The sequence below is a fragment of the Dermacoccus sp. UBA1591 genome (genome assembly GCF_002322065.1).
In the GTDB taxonomy this organism is placed as follows: Bacteria; Actinomycetota; Actinomycetes; order Actinomycetales; family Dermatophilaceae; genus Dermacoccus; species Dermacoccus nishinomiyaensis.
This window is the reverse complement of record NZ_DCNR01000079.1, coordinates 18,357-38,554: the sequence shown is the minus strand read 5'-3', so window position 1 is coordinate 38,554 and position 20,198 is coordinate 18,357. Positions and strand designations below refer to the sequence as shown.

Here is a 20,198-nt window from a genome sequence, read left to right as displayed (position 1 = left end):
GCCGTGACGACGAAACCGACGAGCGTCGCTGGGATGACGCCGATCGCGCCGATGCGGGCGATGTCCGCGACCGAGTCGGCGTGACGCAGCCAGGGCCACAGCACGGCCAGCCCGGCCGCCGAACCCACCGCGGGGATGAGCGACGCGGCCATGCCGGTCGCGCCGTACGCGACGAGCCAGATCGGCTTGTTCGGTGGCGCCTGCTCGTCCCACGGGCCGCGTGCGGTGCCGATGTGCTCGGCGGGCGCCCCGGACCAGAGCTGGTCGGCGGGCACGCGACCGAACACGCCCGAACCGGGAGCGATCTCCGCGCGCTTGCCGACGCGGGCGCCGGGCAGCAGCGTCGAGCGCGTGCCGACGCGGGCGTTCGGTCCGACCTCGATGCGTCCGAGATGGAACGTGTCACCGTCGATCCAGTGCCCGCGCAGCTCCACCTCGGGCTCGATCGAGCAGCCCTTGCCGAGCGTGAGGAAGCCGGTGACGGGCGGCAGGCTGTGCAGGTCGACGTGCTTCTTGATGTCGCAGCCGAGCAGGCGGCCGTAGAACTTGACGAGCGGCGCACCGGCGAGGTTGGTGGCGCCCAGTTCGTCGGCGATGCGTTCGGCGAGCCAGACGCGCAGGTGGGTGCGTCCACCGCGGCTGTACGCGCCCGGCGTCACCCCCGCGAGGATGGTGCGGGCGAATCCGGCGGCCAGCAGCATCCGCCCCGGCGGGGCGACGAACAGCACCCAGCCCACGAGGATCCACCACCAGCTCAGCGTCGGCACCCACGTCATGCCGGAGGCGTGCGCGAGGTTCGCGCCGGCACCCAACCACGTCAGCCAACGCAGCGCCGAGAACTGGCGTACAGCGAGCGACGCGACGACCTGCAACGTCTGCGTGCTGCGGCGCACCTTGACGACGTTGTCGTTCAATCGCCCGGTGGGAGAGGACATCTGGTCGATCGTCGCGGCGAGTTCGGTGATCGAGTTCGCCTCGTAGACGTCGGCGACGGTGATCTCCGGGTTCGTCTCACGCAGCCGCGCAACGAGCTGCGCCGCCGTCAGCGAGCCGCCGCCGAGGTCGAAGAAGTTGTCGTCCGGCGACGTAGGGGGAGTGCCCAGGATGCTGGCGAACAGCTCCTGCAGCCGCGCCGCCGTGCCTGTGAACGTCTCGCCGTCGCCGTCACCCGTCGGGATCTCGAGGGGCCACGGCAGCGCATCGCGGTCGATCTTGCCGGAGGTGCGCGTCGGCAGCGTGTCGACGACGGCGAGCTGCGGCACGAGCGCCGCGGGCATCGTCTCGCGCAGGTGCGCGGTGGCGGCCTTGCGGTCGAAGCCGTCCTTGACGGTGAGGTAGCCGACGAGCAGCTTGTTGCCCGTCTCCGAGGTACGCACCGCCGCAGCCGCACCACTGACGTGCGGCAGTTGCAGCAGCGCGGAGTCGACCTCGCCGAGCTCGATGCGTCGGCCGTTGAGTTTGATCTGGTCGTCGGCGCGGCCTTGGAACGTCAGACCAATCGGATCGTTGACGACGATGTCGCCGCTTCGGTACGCGCGATCCCACCCGAGCGTCGGCATCGGCGCGTACTTCTCCGCGTCCTTGGCCGGATCGAGGTAGCGCGCGAGGCCGACGCCGCCGATGATGAGCTCGCCCGCCTCACCCTGCGGCACGGGGTTGCCCTCGGAGTCGACGACGGCGAGATCCCACCCGTCGAGGGGCAAGCCGATGCGCACGGGTGGCTCACCCGTCAGCTGCGCGGCGCAGGCGACGACGGTCGCCTCCGTCGGGCCGTAGGTATTCCACACCTCGCGGGCCTCGGTCGCGAGACGGGCGCCGATCTCGGGCGGGCACGCCTCGCCGCCGAGGATGACGAGGCGGACGTCCTTGATCGCCTCGTGCGGCCACAGCGCGACGAGCGTCGGCACCGTCGAGATGATCGTGATGTCGTTCGCCGTCAGCCACGGCCCCAGATCCATGCCCGACTTCACGAGGCTGCGCGGTGCGGGCACGAGGCAGGCACCGTAGCGCCACGCGAGCCACATCTCCTCGCAGCTCGCGTCGAACGCGACGGACAGACCCGCCATGACGCGATCACCCGGCCCGATGGGTGCGTTCTGCAGGAACAGGTTGGCCTCGGCGTCGACGAACGCCGCAGCGTTGCGATGCGTGACGGCGACGCCCTTCGGCTTGCCCGTCGAACCCGAGGTGAAGATGATCCACGCGTCGTCGGTGAGGGCAGGGTCGCCGGTGCGCACGTCGTCATGCGCCGCGGCGTCGTCGGCGTGCGGCGCGCGGGGGCTGATGACGAGGTCTTTGCCGACGATGGCGGCGACGTCGGCCTCGCCGAAGACGGTGTCGGCGCGCTCGTCGGGGTCGTCGAAGTCGACCGGCACGTACGCGCAGCCCGCGACGAGCGTCCCCGCGATCGCGACGTACAGATCAAGGGTTCCCGACGGGATGCGGATGCCGATGCGCTCACCCGAACCGGTGCCCAGCTCGTGCAGGGCGTCGGCGAACTGCTCTGCGGCCTGGGCGAATTCGGCGTACGTCAGCACGTCCTGGCCGTTGTCGACGGCCGGGTCGTCCGGGTGCGCGGCGACGCTCGCGCGCAGGATGTCGACGAGTGTGCGCGGCGCGGGAGCCAGATCGCCACGCAGCAACGGGTCGCGGCTTCCGGATGGCTCTGGCTCCGCAGCCTCCGGCTCGGTGGGAACAGGGGCTTGAGGCGTCGTGTCGTCGGGGCGCGTCATGCTCACGGATTCCTGCCGTCGAGGTGTGGTGACACCTCATCGTAATGGGCAAGGCTCCTCCCGACGGGTGTCCTCCGCGCACGCGCGATGCGTCGCGCCGGCTGCCGTCCCGTCCACATGGCTGCGGGTCTACTCGTCCGTAGGGAGAGACGCGACGTCCCACCCGGCGGTGCGGGTGCCCCCTGCCGCCGCGCATGGGAGAAACTAGGCGCATGAGCATCGGCATCCTGACCTCTGGCGGCGACTGCCCCGGCCTCAACGCCGTCATCCGTGGCGCGGTGATGAAGGGCGACAAGATCTATGAGCAGGAGTTCGCCGGCATCCGTGACGGGTGGCGCGGCCTCATCGTCGACGACGTGTTCTCCCTTCCACGCCATCGCGTGCGTGGGCTGTCCAAGGAGGGGGGCACCATCCTCGGCACCTCCCGAACGCACCCCTACAACGGCATCGACGGCGTCGGAGGCCCCGACGCGATCCGCGCCGTCATGGAACGGCACGGCATGGAGGGGATCATTGCGATCGGAGGCGAGGGCACGCTGTCGGGTGCCGCGCGTCTCGCCGCTGACGGGCTGCCCGTCGTCGGCGTGCCGAAGACCATCGACAACGACCTGTCGGGCACCGACTACACCTTCGGTTTCGACACCGCCGTCTCCATCGCGACCGAGTCGATCGACCGACTGCGCACGACGACGGAGGCGCACCACCGCTGCATGGTCGTCGAGGTCATGGGCCGTCACGTCGGCTGGATCGCACTGCACGCCGGGCTCGCGAGCGGCGCCCACGCCATCCTCATCCCCGAGGTGTCGGTGACGCTCGCGCAGATCACCGAATGGGTACTGCTGACGCAGGCGCGCGGGCGTGCACCCGTCGTCGTCGTGTCCGAGGGGTTCCAGCTGAAGAACGACAAGGGCGAACTCGAGGACATCGCGGCCGAACGCGGCCTCGATGCCGCCGGACGCCCGCGCCTCGGTGGCATCGGTGAGGCGCTCGCACCGCTCATCGAACGCTCAACCGGCATCGAGACGCGCGCCGCGACGCTCGGCCACCTGCAGCGCGGCGGTGTGCCGACGGCCTACGACCGCGTGCTGGCCACGCGCTTCGGGCACGCCGCCATCGACGCCGTCATGCAGCGCAAGTGGGGTCAGATGGTGGCGCTCTCGGGCATCGACATCGTGACGGTGCCGATGGCCGAGGCGACGAAGGAGCTCAAGACCGTCCCGCGCAAGCAGTGGGACGAGGCAGCCGTCCTGTTCGGGTGATCGACGGTGCATGAGACGCGCTGGGCGCGCGCCGTCCGGCGTGGGGGCCAGTACCTCGGCGCCGGTGACGGGGGTGCGGGCGGCCGCGACGACCTCGTCGTCATCGTCGTGTTCGCCCCTGTCAGCCACGTCGACGCGGTGCGTGACGCTGCGGCGCGGGCCGGGGCGGGTGCGATCGGCGACTACCGCGCGTGCTCGTTCAGCGTCACCGGCGAAGGGCGCTTCGAACCGCTCGCCGGCGCGCAGCCCCACATCGGCGCCGTAGGGCGCCCCGAGGTCGTGCAGGAGCAGCGCATCGAAGTCGTGTGCCCGCGGCGCGACGCCGTGCGGGCGCTCGACGCCATGCTCGCCGCGCACCCGTACGAGGAACCGGCCTGGCACGCCTACCGTGCGCTGTCGCGGGAGGATCTTGCGAGGTGATCGCTGCGCGTGATGCGGCGTGGCGGCCTCGCATGACGCGCTGCGGTGGCCTCGCGTGATGCAGGATGGCGACTGGCGAACAGGGAGGCACGCAGTTGCGCGCCTACGTGTGAGTGACCTGCCATCCGGCGGGCGTCTCCTGCGGCGCCGGGCCGGCGAGCACCCAGACCCGTCAGGGCCACAGCCAGCAGTAGACGTGCTTGCCCTCGTCGCCGGCCGTCAGCGCGAGCGCGACGAACTGGGCCAGGAACTCGCCGAGTTCACGTGGGTCGGCCTCCCACTCGTCGGCGTCCTCGGGTGCTTCGACGGCGGCCCATTGGGCGGCGAGGTCGCCGAACGGCCCCTCGCGCGTCGACATGAGCGCGACGAATCCCGGGTCGACCTGCAGGACGAACTTCTGCTCGTCGTCACTCGTCGCGACGAGCGCGGGCCAGCCGTTCGTCACGAACTCCTCGACGGGCACGCCCGTCAACAGCTCGTTGAGGTAGCCGAGCGCGAGGCCCGGATCGACGACCTGGGAGGGGACGACGTCGTATTCGACTGCCGGAGCGTCGGATTCGTCGTCGAACGGGATCGAGCGCACGCCCGTCTCGAGGTTGACGAGCGCCGCGGCCTCCTCGTCGGACGCGGCGGCGAAGTAGTCGATCTGCAGAGCCATGCCTGCATTATCACCCGCGGTGACATCGCGCGGGAGTGATGTCGTCGGCGGCCAACGCGTCGACGAGCATCGCGAGCGCCGCGGTGTACGTCGCCATGACGGCGGTGTCAGCGACGCGCCGCAGCCTGCTGTGCGGCAGCAGTTGTCGGGTGACGATGAGGGCGTCGCTCGCGAGGAAGATGGCCCCGCCGCGGGCGGTACGGGCGTCGTCCTGGGCGAGCATGGCCATGGCGACGAGGAGCGCCCCGTAGGTCGCGACGACAGGGTCGGGCAGTGCGGACGATGGCGCGTCGGGCGTGCGCGGCTCGGCGGCGCTCGGCTGAACCCTGGCGGCGTCCGGGTTGTGAGCGGCGCTCGGAGCGCTGTCGTCCGGCACGATCGACGAGACTGAATCGCGCTGGGCGGCAACGTGATCGACCACGGCGAGCGCGGCGAGCGTCGTCACGCCGACTGCGATCGTGCGCGGCGTGAAGCGCTGGCCGCGCGTGCGCATGACGGTGAGCAGGCCGAGCTGCTGCACACCGAATGCGGCCGCGCCGCGACGCAGATGACGGCGAGCCGCCGCGCCCTCGCTGCGCGACTCGGCGAGCATGAGGTGGTCGCCGATGGCCGAGCCGGTGAGGGCGACGAGCAGCGTGCCGGTCGTAGGACGGCGACGCGGGGTCCACGCCCCCGGGCGAGTCGCGACGTCGAGCGCGGCGAGCGGTGCGACGAGATGCTTGGTGACGGCGTGGAGGCGATCGTCGGGCAACAGAGCCCCGAGGCTGGTCGTCGCAGCGACGACGACGTATGCCGCGGCCGAGGGGCGCGTCGTCGCGAGGCGAGCGATTGCAGGGCGCGTGGCCGCGCCGGGAAGTGAGGTGATTGCGCGGCCTGCCGAACGGTGGCGCAGAGGACGCAGTTTCATGCCCGCTCACCGTGCGTCATCGTCATCTCTCCTTGAACTCGGGTTCGGTCTCGGGGCGCGTCAGCGCCGTTCTCGTCCCCTCAGCATCGCAGCTTCGCGATGGCCTCGCGGTGGATATCGACCCCGCGGGCGTGGATAACGGGCAGGCAGCTTCGCGGGGCGGGTTCTGTGTCGCCGGAGTGAGCACGAGGTGGCGAGCTCAGGTTTGCCTGCACTGGTTGGCGCATCTCGCTGCGCGGCCGCATGATCGGCGCATGAATCGCCTGCCCGAACCGCTCGACGAGGTGCTCTTCCCCGCCGAGCTGTTCCGCCCCGAAAGCGTCGACAAGCCCGCCGCGGACGACGGCGTCGTCGCCAACTCACGCCTGACCGCAACGCTCGGCGCCTCGCTCGTCCTCATCCTGAGCGCCGTCGGCGTCACCTTGCTCGACGTCGAGGGGCTCATCGAGTGGCATGCGGGGCTGGGCATCGCCGCGGGCGTCGTCGTCCTCGTCAAGCTGACCTCCACCGGCTACCGGCTCGTGCGTTACTGCACGCGCGACGGCCGCTACGTCGCGTCAGGGCCACCGTTCATCGTCCTGCGACTGCTTGGGCCGCTGCTCGTGGTGCTCACTGCGAGCGTCATCGGCACTGGCATCGTGACGCTGTACGAACCGGACACGATCTGGCTGACGCTGCACGAGGCGTCGTTCTGGGGGTGGATCATCTGCGCCGCGACGCACGTCCTCGCCTACGTGTGGCGGCTGCCGAAGGTCATCGCAGCCCCGCGCGGTCAGCGCCCACGCCCTCGGACGGCGCCCGCGGTCACGGCCGTCGTCGCGATCGTCACCCTCGCACTGGCCGTCGGCTTCGCGGTGTGGTTCGTCATGCAGATGCCCGCTCTGCCCGTTGGGTGACGACGCCGGCCGGCCCGTCGTGGGCGACGAGCCGGCCTCGAAGGTGGACGAAAATCGCCGATGGGGACGGCGGCGCGGTGGTCAGGGGGTCGTGATGGTGCCCCCGTGCGGCATGGCGGCCACGGCGTCGCGCAGTTCGGCCTCCGTCGCGCGGTAGGGGCGCAGGGCGTCCGCGGGGACGCGGCCGAGGCGTCCTGAGCGGAAGTCCTCGAACGCCGCCATGACCTCCGCCTTCGTGTTCATGACGAAGGGACCGTACTGCACGACGGGTTCCTTGATGGGGCGACCGCCGAGCAGCAGCACCTCGAGCGACGGGGTCTCGACGTCCTGGCGGGGGTCGGCGGTCAGCGTCATGAGGTCACCGGCGCTCGTGACGATCGTCTGACCCGCCGAGATGGGCCGGGGCGACGAACCCTCAGCGGGCGTGCTGCCGATGGTGCCCGAACCGGACAGGACGAACACGAGGCCGTTGTAGGACGCCTCCCACGGGATGTCGGCGCGCACGCCGGCAGGGATCGTCGCGTGTGCCATCGTGATCGGCGTGTGCGTGCTGCCCGGGCCGCGGAAGCCGCCGATGGAGCCGGCGATGATGCGGATGAGCGCGGCACCGTCGTGCGTCGTCACGAGCTCGGAGTCCGTGCCGTCGATGTTCTGGTATCGCGGGTCGGCGAACTTCTGCGCGGCCGGCAGGTTGACCCACAGCTGGATGCCGTGGAAGAAGCCGCCCGAGACGACGAGCTCGGCCGGGGGCGTCTCGATGTGCAGCACGCCCGAACCGGCCGTCATCCACTGGGTGGCGCCGTTCTCGATCATGCCGCCACCACCGTGCGAATCTTGGTGCTGGAAGCGCCCGTCCATGATATAGGTGACGGTCTCGAAACCGCGATGCGGGTGCCAGTCGGTGCCCTTCGGCTCGCCCGGGGCGTAGTTGACGGCGCCCATCTCGTCCATGTGGACGAAGGGGTCGAGCTCGTCGTGAGGGATGCCGGCGAAGGCGCGCGTGACCGGGAAACCCTCGCCCTCGTACCCCTTCGGGCCGGCCACGTGACGGGTGACGCGGCGCTCGCGGGCCGTGGCCGCGGGTGCGGCGAGGCGCGGCAGCGTGAGCGTGTCTGCGGTGACGGCGGGCATGTGATCCTCCTGGCGATCGGTTGCCTGATTCAACCTAGTTTACATTTCAACTATTCCGCCTGGCGGGGTGGGTGAGGTGGACGGCCGCCGCCGCGGTTTCGCCCGTGGTCGACGACGTCAGGCGAACACTTGGTGAACATCACGCGCAGGGGGCGCTGGGGGCACCCAGGGGGCGGCCAGCCTGCGCACAATGAGGCGCTGTCCTTCCCCGCGGCGACGTGCCCCAGGCCGAGCGTCCGCCGAACACTTCGAACCTCGAGGAACCTCATGACCAACCGCATCGCGCGCACCTGTGCCCTCTCCGGTGTGCTCGCACTCGCCTTCGCCGGTGCCCTGACGCCTGCCGCGAACGCCGCCACCGTCGTTCCCACGCTCGACGCCGACCTCACGCCCGTCACGCTGCTCGGCACCAACGATTTCCACGGCCACTTCACGAAGGACTTCGCCTGCACCGTCGCCTCGGCCGAGCAGGAGTTCCCGGGTTCGGCGTTCATCTCGGCCGGTGACAACGTCGGCGGTTCGCCGTTCGAGTCGGCCTCGCAGGACGACAACCCGTCGATCGACTACCTCAACGCCCTGAAGCTGCAGGTCTCCTCCGTCGGCAACCACGAGTTCGACAAGGGCTTCGACGACCTGACCGGTCACGTCCAGTCGCGCGCGCAGTGGACCTACCTCGGTGCCAACGTCTACGAGAAGGGCACGACGACGCCCGCGCTGCCCGAGTACAAGGTGCTCGACGTCAACGGCGTCAAGGTCGCCGTCGTCGGTGCCGTCACGACGGACACGAAGAACATGGTCGGCGCCGACGGCATCGCGAGCATCGACTTCGGTGACCCCGTGGCCGCCGTCAACCGTGTCGCCGCGAAGCTGAAGGACGGCGACCCGTCGAACGGTGAGGCCGACGTCGTCGTCGCCGAGTACCACGAGGGTGCGCCGGAGGGCGGCAGCGCGACGCTGGAGCAGATGGAATCCGCGAGCCCCGTCTTCAAGAACATCGTGACGAAGACGAGCGCGAACGTCTCTGCGATCTTCACCGGCCACACCCACCAGCTGTACGACTGGGACGCTCCCATGCCTGACGGCGACGGCACGCGCCCGATCATCCAGACCGACTTCTACGCGCACAACCTGGGCATCCTCAACCTCGGCTACGACAAGGCCTCGGGGAAGGTGAAGCAGTACTCCGTCGTCAACCGCAAGGTCACGGCGCCGACGGACGCCTGCGCGTCGCTGCCCGCCTACACTGCGGCGGCCTCCATCGTCGACTCGGCGAACGCGCGCGCCGCGCAGATCGGTCAGCAGGTCATCGCGCAGGCCACGGGCCCGATCACCTCGGCGCTCAAGCCCGACGGCTCGCGCGACGACCGTCTCGCCGAGTCGAACCTGTCGAACGCCATCGCGCAGAGCTACGTCGACTCCCTCAACGCGCCCGGTCGCCCGGGCAGCGTCGAGATCGGCATCATGAACCCCGGCGGCGTGCGCGCCGACCTCGTCCCCGACGCCGCGGGCAACCTGACGTTCGCGCAGGCCGCGGCCGTCATGCCGTTCAACAACACGGTCGCGACGCGTGAGATCTCGGGCTCGACGTTCGTCAAGCTCCTCGAGCAGCAGTGGCAGCCCGACGGCGCCTCCCGCCCGTTCCTCAAGATGGGCCTGTCGAGCAACGTCACGTACACGTTCGACGAGACCAAGCCCGCGGGCTCGCGCATCACCAGCGTCATGGTGGGCGGCAAGCCCATCGACCCGGCGGCGAAGTACACCGTCGCGTCCAACTCCTTCCTCATGGCCGGCGGCGACAACTTCACCGCCCTCAACGAGGGTGGCCCGATCTCCGACTCCGGTCTCATCGACCAGGGCCTGTTCGTCGAGTGGCTCAAGGCGCACAGCCCGGTGAAGCCGTCGTACGCCAAGCAGTCGCTGTCCATCCATGGCCAGCCGACGAGCGTCAAGGCCGGGGAGAAGGTCGAGTTCACCGCCTCCGGCTTCGACATGACGAGCAAGAACTCGCCGACGAACACCTCGGTCGAGGTCTCGATCGGTGGCCACGTGGTCGGAACGTTCCCGATCAGCGCGACGAGCGCCGCCACCCCGCCCTACCCGGCCAACCACGGTGAGGCCACGATCTCGTTCACCGCCCCGAGCGACCTCGCCGCCGGCGACGCCGTGATCACGCTGAGGGCCAAGGAATCCGGCACGACGGGCAGCTTCCCCGTGACGCTCGAGGCCGGCGCCACGACGACCCCGACGCCGACGACCGAGCCGACGACGCCGACGACCGAGCCCACGACGCCGACGACGGAACCGACGACGCCGACGACCGAGCCGACCACGCCGACGACCGAGCCCACGCCGCCGCCGGCCGGTTCGACGAGCTCCACCACCGGCGCGACGGAGACCGGTTCCGCTTCCGACGGCACGTCCCCGAGCACGACGACGGGGCCGAAGGTCGACACCGATGGCGTGAGCAACGAGCGCGCCGTCACAGGCCTCGCGGGCCTGGCTGTCGTCGTGGTGGCTGCCGGCGCGGGCATCGCGATGCGTCTGCGCCGTCAGAGCTGATCGTCGACAGCAGGGGGCTCATCGGCCCCCTCACGCGCAGCGCCGTCGTCGCTCACGCTGGGGCGGCGGCGCTTCGCCGTGAGCGCGCCGCGCCACATCTGGTGCTCGATCGCGGCGGGCGTGATGCCCAACTGGACGGCCGCGGAGACGATGACGGCGTGGAGCTCGTCGGCGGTGAGGGTGTGGCCGGTGGCGCGGCGCGCGAAGGATCGGGTGAGGGGGCACAACATGACGTCGTCGCACCCTGCGGCGAGCAGCAGGTGACGCCACGTCGAGCCGGACGACTGGCCGGGCAGCGCGCACCAGGCCCGTCGGAGGTCGTCGTCGTGGGCGGCCGCCACCAGGTCGGCGCATGACTCGATACCTCGGCCCGCGAGGAGCGCCGCCGCCTGACGGATGACGGCGCTCTTGTGGGGTGCGTCCACACTGGCGCGGGTGCGGTGGCCGGTGCCGATCTCCTCCCGCCACGTCGTCTCGCCCATGAGATCGAACGCGTGCAGCAGCTCCGACGCGGTGCCCGCCCCGAACGCGGCCTCGTGGCGGGCGACGACGGCGTCGACGGTGCTCGTCATGACGCGGGGCGTCATCACCGCATCGATGACGGCGCTGCTCAGGCCCTGACGCACCGGCACGGCGCGCCATGCAGACGGAGCGCCGCGCTCGAGCACGACGGCGACTGCGAGGGTCGCCGCGCACGACTCGAGATCGTCCCCTGGAACGAGACCGTCCTCGAGAGCTGGCTCGTTCTCCGGAGCAGGCGCGTCTTCGGGAGCGGCCGACTCACCGGCCGTCGGGTCAGCAGGGGACGGCTGGCTGGCCGACGGCGCCTCGTCCGACCCGAGGCCGGTTTCCGCCGGGCCGCCCGCGTCGGGATCGTCCGCCCCGGGGCCGGTCGCACCGAAATCGCCCGGCAGGCGCTCGTCATGCGGCACGACACCGTCATGTGTCAGGAGGCCGGGGCTCATCCACGCGCCGACGAGCGTCGGTGCGGCGTCGTCGGAGGTGTCAGGCGCGGGGGTGTCGAACAGGGGGCCGGGTGCCAGATCGTCGCTCATGGCTCGAGCGTGGCGGGCGGGCCATGAGCGGCGCCAACGTCAGCACGGCCACCCTGTGGATCAGCCTGCTCCGGCAGCGGAAAGAGCGCTCCCGCCGTCACGGCCTGTGGACGACGCGCCCGCGGTGAGAAGAAAGCGGCGGTGAAGGTCGAGACCTCCACCGCCGCTGGGGTGCCCAGGACGCATCACACCAGGGGGGAACGGGAGCACCTTCCTGGGCACGAAGATGAAACTATCGCCCCTTCCTCAGAATTCCCTCTCATGGAACTGTGGTCTGTTTCGCGCGTCTCGGCGGCTTCTATCGTGGGAGCATGAACACCCGCGAGGCATCCTTTCGTCACGTCACCGGACGTGCAGCGCGCGTCCTCATCGTCGACGACGAGGAGGGCCTGCTCACGTCGCTGTCGGCGGCGTTCACGTTCCAGGGCTGGCAGGTGCTGACGGCGACGACCGGCTCGCAGGCCGTCGCCCTCGCGCGGCGCGAGAGCCCGGACGTCGTCGTCCTCGACATCGGGCTGCCGGACACGGACGGTTTCGACGTCCTCGCCCGCATCCGCTCGATCCTGCCCGAGGCGGGAGTCATCTTCCTCACGGCGCGGGATGCGTTGGAGGACAGGGTGAGTGGCATCCGGCAGGGCGCTGACGACTACCTGACGAAGCCGTTCAGCCTCGAGGAGGTCATCGTCCGCGCCGAGGCGCTCATGCGCCGCAGCGGCATGGTCGCGCAGGGGCAGGGCGAGCATCTCGTCGTCGACGACCTCGTCATCAACACCCTGACGTACGAGGTGTCGCGCGCCGGCGAACCGATCCGTCTGACCGCCACCGAGTTCGCGCTCGCGCGGCACCTGGCGCAGAACGGGCGTCGCGTGTGCTCGAAGCAGGAGTTGCTCGCCGCGGTGTGGGGCGAGGATTTCCAGGGCGGTGAGCACGTCGTCGAGCTCTACATCAGCTACCTGCGCAAGAAGATCGACGGGTCGCATCCGGCGCTCATCCACACGGTGCGGGGCCTCGGATACACCATGCGACCCGCCGCGGGATGAACCTCGCACGGCTGCGGCCACGCAAGCTGAGCACCCGCGTCGCAGTGCTCGTCATGACGCTGACGATGGTGCTCGCCGCCATCGGCTGCATCGCCTCGTTCCTGCTGTCACGCGCCGTCATCCACGCGAGCATCGACGACACCCTGCACGTTGCGGTCAACCACGAGCACACGTCGGCGCAGGAGCTGGCGGAAGAACTACCGTCCGGGGCGATCGTCATGGTGCGACGTGGCGACCGGCTCGACGTGCGCGCCAACGGCCCCGACCGCGTGGTGGCGGCGGAGGACGCCACCGCGCTGCGAACCGAGCTCGATCGCCCGGACGGCCTGCGCGACGTCAAGCTGCCCGAACGCGACGACATGCGCGTCGCCACGCTGAGGCAGCCCGGCACCGAGGTGCTCGCTGCCGTCAGCATGGAACCTGCGGAGCGCGACCTCACCCGCCTCGCCGCGTGGCAACTGGCACTGTGGGTGCCCGCGGGCATCGTGGCGAGCGCCGTCGGCGTGTGGCTGACGCGACGTCAGGTGCGGCCCCTGCAGGCCGTCACGCGCACCGCGCGCAGTATCGCCGAGACACCCGCGGAATCGGTGGAGGACGCCGTCAGCCGCCGTGTGCCCGAACCGCGACGAGCCGCCGACGAGGTGGGGGTGCTCACGCACGCCATCAACGATCTGCTGCGTCAGGTCGAGGCGGCCCTCGCGCGCCGCGACGAGAGCGAGGCCGCCCTGCGCACCATGCTGGCCGACGTCAGCCATGAACTGCGCACGCCGCTGGCCGTCGTGCGATCGCATGCCGAGCTGTCCGCGTCGATGCTCACGCGCGCCGTAGAGGCCGAGCGATCCGAGGCGGCGGGCGACTCTGCCGGCGCGGGCCTCTCGGGCGTTGAGGGCCAGGATGGCGGCGCTGACCACGGACGTAGGGCGGCGAGTGACGTCCGCGCGCTCGAGCTCGAGCTGGCGCCATCGCTGCGTCGCATCGAACGCGAGAGCATCCGGATGGCGCGCCTCGTCGAGGATCTGTTGCTCCTCGCCCACCTCGACGCCGGCCAACGCGCGGCACAGGAGAGCGTCGACGTCACGTTCCTCGCGTTGGAGGCGTTGTCCGACGCGAAACTGATGGCGCCGCAGCACCTGTGGGCGTTCGACGCGCCGGACGAGGCGTGCGAGATCGTGGGCGACGAGAACGGGGTGCGCCGCGTCATCGTCAATCTGGTGACGAACGCGCGACGCCACACGCCCGCTGGTACGCGCGTGCAGCTCAGCGTGCGCGACGCCGGCGACAGCGTCGTCGTCGAGGTGGCCGACGACGGGCCGGGGCTGCCCGCGTCCGTCGCCGCCGAACCAGGGCGACGTTTCAAGGGGGCGGCGCGTTCGGACACCGGTCGTCGCGGTGGGCTGGGCCTCGCCATCACGATGGCACTCGCGGAGTCGATGGAGGCGAGCATCCACTTCGACTCCAGCACTGCCGGCACGACGGCGATCGTGACGTTGCCGCGCCGCCCCGCAGCGCTCGGGGCTGAGTGAGCTTCGGTTCGAGCCGGTCGCGGTGTCGGATGCGCGCCGCGCGGCTCGACAGCCGGCCCGAGCCCGGCCGTCAGGCGATGCGGTGGGCCAACAGGATGACGGCGACGCACGCGACGACGCTGCCCACCGCGTACCCGAGAGCAGTGGCCGCGCGCCGTGCGCGCAGCAGGGTGAGCGTTTCGACGCTCGCGGTGGAGAACGTCGTGAAGCCGCCGCAGACGCCGGTGACGACGAGGGCGCTCAACCATCCTGGGCGAGGATGCGCGGTGAGGACGCCGAGCACGAACGAGCCGAGGAGGTTGACGGCGAACGTCGAGTGGGGCCACGTGCGTGGGCCGCGGGCCTTCATCTCTCCGTCGAGGACGAAGCGCAGGACGGCTCCGACAGCGCCACCGAGGGCGATGAGCGGCCACGTCATCATGCGCTGCTCCGAGGTGCCCAACGGGCGGTGACGACGGCCCCCGCCGCCGCGGCTGCGAGGCCGAGCGCGACCTCCGCGGCGGCGAGGCCCACTCCCGACCCAGCGGAGCGTTCGGCGACCTCTCGCGCGAACGTGCTGTACGTCGTGAAGGCCCCGCAGAACCCGGTGCCGAGCAGCAGACGCCAGGCCGGGCGGTCGCCTGCGCGGGTGAAGAACTCGAGCAGCCCGCCGAGGACGAACGCGCCGACGAGGTTGACCGTCAGCGTCGCCCACGGCGCACGCATCGCGGCCGCAACACCGGCGCGGGCCATCGCCCCCGCTGCGCCGCCCAGGGCGACGAGAGCGACCATCGAGACGCGACGATGCAAGGCGGGCGAACTCACGGCCCGAGCCTAGGCCATGACGCATGACGCCGGCGGCTCACCCGATGCGCGGGTGAGCCGCCGGCGCCTGCGCGTCTGACCTCACGGCTCACGCTCGGTCAGACGAGCATCGTCATTTCGCGTAGGAGACGATGACCGACGGGCGGGGGAAGGCGTCCGTGTGCGGCCACGTGCTCGTCGGCTTCTCGAACGTCGCGTCGTCGGTCTCGCCCGGGTGCTGCACGGCCGTGAAGACGGACAGCTGGTCCGGGCTGACGAGCGGCCCGCAGGTCTCGGCGCCGTAGGGCACCGTGAGGAACTGCTGGACGCGGCCGCGCTCCGGCCCGTTCGTCGGGACGCGGAAGAGCCCGTCGTTGGAGCCGAGCTGGTTGCCGTCGGTGGAGATCCACAGGTTGCCGACGGCGTCGAAGGCGACGTTGTCGGGGCAGCTGATCGGGCTGACGTGCTCCTTCGGGAAGCCGGCGAAGTACGTCTCCTGCGCGGCCGGGTCACCGCAGATGAGCATGAGATCCCAGGTGAAGTCGGTCGAGGTCTCGTACCCCTTGCCGCAGGAGCGGCCACGGCCCTCGGTGACCTCGAGGATGTATCCGTTGCGGTTGCCGGACGTGGCCGTGAGCGGCTCGCCCAGCTTCTTGCGCGTCATCGACGAGGCGAGGGGATTGGCCTCGTCCGTGGTGAACTTCTTGCCGCGATCGGAGTTGTTCGTCAGCGCGCAGTAGATCTTGCCGTTGACGGGGTTCGGCTCGATGTCCTCGGGGCGGTCCATGCGCGTCGGACCGACCTTGTCGGCCGCCAGGCGCGTGTGGACGAGCACCTCCGCGACGCTCATGCCCGGAACGTACGACTTCTTCTCGCTCGTGAGCGGGATCCACGTGCCCGTGCCGTCGTGGACGCCGTCGGCGTCGCCGTCACCGGTGAACTTCGCGACGTAGAGCGTGCCGGCGGACAGCAGCGTCTTGTTGTGGCGGCGTGCGGCGGGCGAGGCACTGCGCTGGTAGCGGTCACGTGAGACGAACTTGTAGATGTACTCGCCCTTCTCGTCGTCCCCGGTGTAGGCGACGACGCGGCCGTCACGTGCGATCGTGACGTTGCAGCCTTCGTGCTTCACACGGCCGAGCATCGTGTGCTTGACGGGCGGGGCTGACGGGTCGAGCGGGTCGAGCTCGACGATCCAACCGAAGCGGTTGGCCTCGTTCGGGGTCTTCGTCAGGTCGAAACGCTCGTCGACGTCCTTCCACCCCTTGCCCTGGCCGGTGATGCCGTACCGCTTGTAGGCATCGGCCTGCTTGGGGTCGAGCGCGCCGGAGGCGTCGAAGTAGCCGTGGAAGTTCTCCTCGCCGTGCAGCGTCGTGCCCCACGGCGTGGTGCCGCCGGAGCAGTTGGCGAAGGTGCCGAGGATCGTCGTGCCCTTGGGGTCAGCCTTGGTGCGCAGCAGCTCGTGACCAGCGGCGGGGCCGTCGACGCGCAGTGGCGTGCTGGCCGTGATGCGGCGGTTGTAGCGCGAGCGGCGCGGGTCGCTGGCCTTCCATGACCCCTTGGCCCGGCCCTTCTCGATGGCGACGACCGCCAGACCGTGCGCGGCCATCTCGATCTTCTTCTTGAGCAGCTCGTCCGTCCCGGTCGGGAACATCAGTTCCGGGTCGGTGTACTCGTGGTTGACGCTCAGCAGGGCGCGGCGACCGTCGAGCGGGATGATGCCGACATAGTCGTTGTTGTAACCGAACTGCTGCGCCTGTGCCTCGGGCGTCTGGTGGTGGACGTCGAAACGCGGTGCGCGCTTGGTGACGGGGTCGCCCCAACGGATGATCACGTCGTGCGTGAACCCTTCGGCGTTGACGACGTCATCCTTGCGGTTCGGCGCGACGGAGGTGAAGGAGGCGCGCCCGACGTTGCGCTCGGGTCGCGGGTGGTGGCCGTGCGCAGTGTCCGCCGCAGCAGCCTGCGCGCCGAAACCGGCGAGCACCATGGCGCCCGCGGAGCCCGTGAGCATCGCGCGACGCGCGATGGCACGCTGAGCGAGAGTCTGGAATTCCTCGTTGCCCGAGGTGTTCGGCGTCGGCGCGTCGCACTGGTTGGCGCAGCGGTACTCGCACGTCTTCGCGCTGCGCGAACCGTGGCGGGTATTGATGAGGGGGAGCAGCTTGGGGCTCATGGGGTCTCCTCGCCGGGGCGGAAAGTCGGGAGCTGATCAGGGCGGACGGTGGGGGCGCCCACGCGGGTCGATCCTTGGGCGTCGAGGCAGACACGAGACGTCGCGCAGATGTCGTCGGCGTAAACCCTGAGAGCCGGCTGCATGACTTAGGTGCGCCTAAGGCGCGGCGGCGGACTCGAGCTCGAGCAACCGCTGCTTCGCCTCGACGCCGCCGAGGTAGTTGCCGAGGGAGCCGTCGCTACGCACGACCCGGTGACAGGGGAGGACGATGGGTAGCGGATTGCTCGCGCAGGCACTGCCGACGGCGCGAACCGCGCGGGGGCGTCCCGTCGAGGAGGCGAGATCGGCGTAGCTGATGGTGCGGCCGTAGGGAATCGTGGTCAGGCTCGACTGCACCTCCCGTCGGAAGGGGGCAGTGGACAACGACAGGTCGGGCGTCACGCTGAACTCCACGCGCACCCCGGTGAAGTACAGGTCGAGCTGGCGGCGCAGGGTGTCGGCGGGCTGGGCCGAGCGCAGCGTGCGGCGTCCGAGACGTTCACCGAGGTCGTCGAGCACGGCGTCGAAGCCCTCCGACTCGAACGCGATGCGGACGACGGCGTCGTCGCGGAAGGCGAGCAGGAGCCGACCGAGCAGCGTCTCGTGCGTCGTCCACACGACGTCGACGTCCCGCGGACGCACATGTTCGAGCAGCCGATTCGTCAGCGCCTCGGTCGATGACGCGTCGGTGAAGGCGTCGATGGTCGTGGTGAACACGTCGTCGCTGGTCATCAGGTGTCCTCTCGGGTCGGGATGAGTCGATGACGCAGCGCGGCGATGGCGTCGGCTCCGCAACGCCGGGCGGCCGCCGTCGAGCAGCCGAGCTTGTCGGCGATCTCCGGGTAGGTCCACTGCCCCACGTAGCGGTGCACGACGACGAACTGCTGCCGTTCGCTCAGAGCGCCCACGTGGCTCCACAACTCGCCGTCCCAGGCCCCGACGTCGGCGCCCGGGTGGACGTCGTCGACGAACAGGCGTTGAAGCGCCTGCCCGGCGTCGTCGTCCTTGGCGGCTCCGGCGCCGAGGCGCCGCGATCGAGTCGAGTCGTGGGCCGCCTCGACATCGCGGACGAGCTCGGGGTGTGGTGCGGCGCGGCGATTCCGTCGCACGATGTCGACGCTCTTGTGCCGCGCCACGCGCACGAGCCATGCCTCGACGTCTTCGATGTCGTCGAACGGGTAGCCCCGCAGCGCCGCGAGAAACGTCTCGGACCAGGCGTCCTCCGCGTCCGCACCGGGCCCCAGGGTCGCGGCGCACACGCGCAGAACCGTCGGCCCATGGCGTTCGACGATCTCGTGGAAGAGCGGTTGCTGTGTCATCACTCAGGAGTCGTCCGAGAACGACGAAGTGTGAGGTCGGCGAGAGAACTTTTTTCGCAACCGAGCCGAGCGGCGCGAGAACCGTTCAGAACAAACGGGATTCACGGGTCGTCTCGCTCTCCTCGTGGGCGAGGAGCCAGCGTTTGCGATCCAGGCCGCCGGCGAAGCCGACGAGGGAACCGTCCGAGCCGACGACGCGGTGGCACGGCACGATGACGCTGACCGGGTTGTGACCGACGGCCTGCCCGACGCCCTGTGCCTGGCCAGGGGTGGCGACTCCGTCGGGTGAGAGCGACGCCGACAGCTCGCCGTACGTCGTCGTCTCGCCGGGAGGGATCCGCAGCAACAGCTCCCAGACGCTGCGTTGGAACGGGGTGCCGAGCGGGGCGAGCGGAAGGTCGAAATCGGTCCGCTCCCCGGCGAACCAGGCGGTGAGTTGCTGCGCCGCGGCGTCGAGGAGGGCATCGTCACGCTGCTCCACTCGCGCCCCGAACCACGCCGCGTCCGGCTGATGCGCCTGGCCGTCGAAGTAGGCGCCGAGCACCCCGTCATCGCTCACGGCGACGAGCATGTCGCCCAGCGGCGTCGCGAGGCGGGTTGACCGACGATTCTGCGCGCTCGCGCCGTCACCGCGCAGCAGGGGAGGACTCGCGACGGTCATGACGACGCCTGCGAGTCATCGTCGGACGGCTCGGGCCACCGATGGGCGAGTGGCTCGGGCGCCAGACCTGCGGCTCGATCGGCGTGAAACTTCTCCCACGGGAGCCACTTCGTCGTCAGCGCTGATTCGATGTCGATACCCGCGCTCCGAGCGAAGACCAGGATCATGGCGAACGCGTCGGCGACCTCACCCTCGAGGTCCTGGCGCAGCTCGTCGTCGCTCTTGCCCCGGTTTCGACCCTGCCCGCTCGAGGCGAGATAGGCCTGCGTGAGCTCCCCGACCTCCTCGGTGAGCTTGAGCAGGACCCACTCCGGCGTGCGCTCCACAGCGAAGTACTCGCCGTACGCAGCCGAGATGCCCTCGATGCGTCCACTCCACTCGTTCAGCTCCATGGTCGAAGCCAACCACGCGGCGCCGACAAGCCATCGAACGTGGCCACCCAACCGGCCCGCAGGAACGCTCCCCGCACCCTGCCGTTGGTCTGCCCGAGAGAGATCCGACTCGCCTTGGCCGGGATGCGGTCAGGCTCGGTCGGCAGCACGTTCGAAAGCGGCGAGTGCGCGATCGTCGTACAGCACGAAACGGATCAACCGGACATGTGCACATCGGGCGGAACGCGCCACCTCGAGAGCGATGCACGCGACCTCTTCGACGTCCCAGCCGTACACGCCCGCGCTGATGGCGGGAAAGGCCACGGAGCGGCATTCCGCCTCGTCGGCGATCCGCAATGACTCGGCGAAACAGGAGCTTAGAAGAGCCGGATCCGTCTGGCCCGCATGACGATTCGGGCCGACAGTGTGGATGACGTAGCGCGCGGGCATCCGCCCCGCGCCGGTGATGACGGCCTCGCCGGTCGGTAATCCGCCCGTCAGCCGTGTCGCGCGCAGCTTGCGACACTCCTCGCGCAGCTGCGGCCCTGCTGCGGCATGGATGGCACCGTCCACGCCGCCACCGCCGAGCAGGCCCGAGTTCGCGGCGTTGACGACGGCGTCGACCTGCTCGGTCGTGATGTCGCCACGCACGATCTCGACGGAGGGGGCCTC

19 protein-coding genes are annotated in these 20,198 nt (G+C 70.4%); 6 read left to right on the top strand and 13 right to left on the bottom strand.

All coding sequences use genetic code 11. The annotated features are described in order from the left end of the window. Positions 1-2,732: non-ribosomal peptide synthetase (locus B2284_RS08315; protein WP_286697376.1), on the bottom strand; the 2,732-nt coding region annotated here is incomplete at its 3' end. Between the two features lie 212 nt (positions 2,733-2,944). Here B2284_RS08315 and B2284_RS08310 point away from each other — a divergent pair. Both B2284_RS08310 and B2284_RS08305 read left to right on the top strand, forming a co-directional pair. Further along, positions 2,945-3,991, top strand: coding sequence for an ATP-dependent 6-phosphofructokinase (locus tag B2284_RS08310; protein ID WP_286697375.1), 1,047 nt, complete (start codon positions 2,945-2,947; stop codon positions 3,989-3,991). A 6-nt stretch (positions 3,992-3,997) separates the two neighbouring features. Beyond that, positions 3,998-4,411: a YqfO family protein gene (locus B2284_RS08305; protein WP_006945701.1), complete on the top strand. Its 414-nt coding sequence runs from the start codon at positions 3,998-4,000 to the stop codon at positions 4,409-4,411. Between the two features lie 172 nt (positions 4,412-4,583). On the opposite strand, the gene B2284_RS08300 is transcribed toward B2284_RS08305, so the two are convergent. After that, on the bottom strand, positions 4,584-5,069 hold the full coding sequence (locus B2284_RS08300; protein WP_062255792.1) for a hypothetical protein: 486 nt from the start codon (positions 5,067-5,069) through the stop codon (positions 4,584-4,586). A 10-nt stretch (positions 5,070-5,079) separates the two neighbouring features. Continuing rightward, positions 5,080-5,976, bottom strand: coding sequence for a lysoplasmalogenase family protein (locus B2284_RS08295; protein WP_286697374.1), 897 nt, complete (start codon positions 5,974-5,976; stop codon positions 5,080-5,082). Positions 5,977-6,230: 254 nt separating this feature from the next. Here B2284_RS08295 and B2284_RS08290 point away from each other — a divergent pair, with 254 nt between their 5' ends. Continuing rightward, positions 6,231-6,872: a hypothetical protein gene (locus B2284_RS08290; RefSeq protein WP_286697373.1), complete on the top strand. Its 642-nt coding sequence runs from the start codon at positions 6,231-6,233 to the stop codon at positions 6,870-6,872. An 81-nt stretch (positions 6,873-6,953) separates the two neighbouring features. Here B2284_RS08290 and B2284_RS08285 read toward each other — a convergent pair whose 3' ends face one another. Further along, complete coding sequence (locus B2284_RS08285) at positions 6,954-8,003, bottom strand: pirin family protein (protein ID WP_286697372.1); 1,050 nt, start codon at positions 8,001-8,003, stop codon at positions 6,954-6,956. A gap of 267 nt (positions 8,004-8,270) precedes the next feature. Here B2284_RS08285 and B2284_RS08280 point away from each other — a divergent pair, with 267 nt between their 5' ends. Further along, positions 8,271-10,562: a bifunctional metallophosphatase/5'-nucleotidase gene (locus B2284_RS08280; protein ID WP_286697371.1), complete on the top strand. Its 2,292-nt coding sequence runs from the start codon at positions 8,271-8,273 to the stop codon at positions 10,560-10,562. Here the strand turns inward: B2284_RS08280 and B2284_RS08275 are convergent. Beyond that, the gene (locus tag B2284_RS08275) at positions 10,553-11,617 is read right to left on the bottom strand and encodes a hypothetical protein (protein WP_131940510.1); all 1,065 of its coding nucleotides are present in this window, start codon (positions 11,615-11,617) and stop codon (positions 10,553-10,555) included. The two genes, B2284_RS08280 and B2284_RS08275, sit on opposite strands and share 10 nt — an antisense overlap. A 311-nt stretch (positions 11,618-11,928) precedes the next feature. Between B2284_RS08275 and B2284_RS08270 the strand changes: the two genes are divergently transcribed. Together B2284_RS08270 and B2284_RS08265 are read left to right on the top strand one after the other, a co-directional pair. Further along, positions 11,929-12,657 carry a response regulator transcription factor gene (locus B2284_RS08270; RefSeq protein WP_038566843.1) on the top strand — a complete coding sequence of 243 codons (729 nt, stop codon included), beginning with the start codon at positions 11,929-11,931 and terminating at the stop codon, positions 12,655-12,657. Beyond that, a complete protein-coding gene (locus B2284_RS08265; protein ID WP_136788798.1) occupies positions 12,654-14,180 on the top strand; it encodes a sensor histidine kinase in 1,527 nt (508 codons plus the stop codon). Before B2284_RS08270 ends, B2284_RS08265 begins: the two co-directional genes overlap by 4 nt. 70 nt (positions 14,181-14,250) lie before the next feature. Here B2284_RS08265 and crcB read toward each other — a convergent pair whose 3' ends face one another. The 8 genes from crcB to B2284_RS08225 all read right to left on the bottom strand — a co-directional run bounded on the left by crcB (position 14,251) and on the right by B2284_RS08225 (position 20,180). Beyond that, positions 14,251-14,601 (bottom strand): fluoride efflux transporter CrcB, encoded by a 351-nt coding sequence (crcB, locus tag B2284_RS08260; protein ID WP_235181998.1) that lies wholly within the window; start codon positions 14,599-14,601, stop codon positions 14,251-14,253. Continuing rightward, positions 14,598-14,984, bottom strand: coding sequence for a FluC/FEX family fluoride channel (locus B2284_RS08255; RefSeq protein ID WP_240742555.1), 387 nt, complete (start codon positions 14,982-14,984; stop codon positions 14,598-14,600). The genes crcB and B2284_RS08255 overlap by 4 nt, the downstream gene beginning before the upstream one ends. Positions 14,985-15,096: 112 nt before the next feature. Then, positions 15,097-17,136 carry a PhoX family protein gene (locus B2284_RS08250; RefSeq protein ID WP_136788797.1) on the bottom strand — a complete coding sequence of 680 codons (2,040 nt, stop codon included), beginning with the start codon at positions 17,134-17,136 and terminating at the stop codon, positions 15,097-15,099. A 156-nt stretch (positions 17,137-17,292) separates the two neighbouring features. Next, the gene (locus B2284_RS08245) at positions 17,293-17,907 is read right to left on the bottom strand and encodes a methylated-DNA--[protein]-cysteine S-methyltransferase (protein WP_038566849.1); all 615 of its coding nucleotides are present in this window, start codon (positions 17,905-17,907) and stop codon (positions 17,293-17,295) included. Continuing rightward, the gene (locus B2284_RS08240; protein ID WP_136788796.1) at positions 17,907-18,494 is read right to left on the bottom strand and encodes an RNA polymerase sigma factor; all 588 of its coding nucleotides are present in this window, start codon (positions 18,492-18,494) and stop codon (positions 17,907-17,909) included. The genes B2284_RS08245 and B2284_RS08240 overlap by 1 nt, the downstream gene beginning before the upstream one ends. Positions 18,495-18,579: 85 nt before the next feature. Beyond that, positions 18,580-19,155, bottom strand: a complete 576-nt coding sequence (locus B2284_RS08235) for a methylated-DNA--[protein]-cysteine S-methyltransferase (protein WP_051805608.1) — start codon at positions 19,153-19,155, stop codon at positions 18,580-18,582. Continuing rightward, on the bottom strand, positions 19,152-19,547 hold the full coding sequence (locus B2284_RS08230; protein ID WP_038566853.1) for a MazG nucleotide pyrophosphohydrolase domain-containing protein: 396 nt from the start codon (positions 19,545-19,547) through the stop codon (positions 19,152-19,154). The genes B2284_RS08235 and B2284_RS08230 overlap by 4 nt, the downstream gene beginning before the upstream one ends. A 129-nt stretch (positions 19,548-19,676) precedes the next feature. Next, positions 19,677-20,180: an O-acetyl-ADP-ribose deacetylase gene (locus tag B2284_RS08225; RefSeq protein WP_286697383.1), complete on the bottom strand. Its 504-nt coding sequence runs from the start codon at positions 20,178-20,180 to the stop codon at positions 19,677-19,679. Positions 20,181-20,198 lie beyond the last annotated feature (18 nt).